Below are 911 nucleotides of genomic sequence, written 5' to 3'. Positions count from 1 at the left end.
CGTGTTACTCACCCGTCCGCCGCTAATCTCAGGGAGCAAGCTCCCATCGATTCGCTCGACTTGCATGTATTAGGCACGCCGCCAGCGTTCGTCCTGAGCCAGGATCAAACTCTCCGAAGAAATGTTTGACTTGCTCATTTTGCTTTTTTGATAGTGTGTGCTCACTTAAAATTTAACGTTGGCGCTTTGTTTTGTTCAGTTTTCAAAGAGCAATTTTCACAATCGTTCTTTCGAACGGCTTGTTTATCCATCATAACACTTTATTGATTAGTTGTCAACTTCTGCGAAGTTTTTAACTTATTTTAAATCGCTGTGTTTTTCAGCGACCATTTCATCTTATCATTTTCATAGCAAGAAGTCAATAGTTATTATTACTTTTAGTATTCTACCAAAAGYGGATGAAGTTTTTCGTTTGTCTTAGTTGGTGCTTATTTATATTAATCCTATTTCACTTTAAAGTCAACACATTTCACAATAAATAATTTCCTTTCCCAAYCTTAGGATAAGAATAGACTTCCAGGGCAAATCTGCACGGTTCCCGTTGGCTTGAAAATGAAAAACATACATTCATGTTTAAAAATATAATTAAGACAAAGCTAAGRTCTCCTGCAAAGAACCCTAAATAATACGCAAAAAAAGACCAGCCGGATGGCTGATCTTTTTTAAATGGCTTGGCGGCGTCCTACTCTCACAGGGGGAAACCCCCAACTACCATCGGCGCTGAAGAGCTTAACTGCCGTGTTCGGAATGGGAACGGGTGTGACCTCTTCGCTATCGCCACCAAACATATCAGGAACGTTGTTCCTTCAAAACTAGATAATAAGAAGGTATTTCATTTTTTTAAAAGCGTTGGTTAAGTCCTCGATCTATTAGTATCAGTCAGCTCCACATGTCGCCACGCTTCCACCTCT

At 39.9% G+C, this 911-nt stretch carries 2 rRNA genes; both read right to left on the bottom strand.

The annotated features are described in order from the left end of the window. Nucleotides 1–120: ribosomal RNA gene (locus AC1DVK_RS26965) — 16S ribosomal RNA — on the bottom strand; the annotation flags it as partial. Nucleotides 121–669: 549 nt separating this feature from the next. Beyond that, nucleotides 670–785 (bottom strand): 5S ribosomal RNA (rrf, locus tag AC1DVK_RS26960). Nucleotides 786–911 lie beyond the last annotated feature (126 nt).

Source organism: Peribacillus sp. P4_B1, assembly GCF_056402395.1.
Note: the sequence above shows the minus strand (reverse complement) of the source record. Positions and strands in the feature narration are given on the sequence as shown.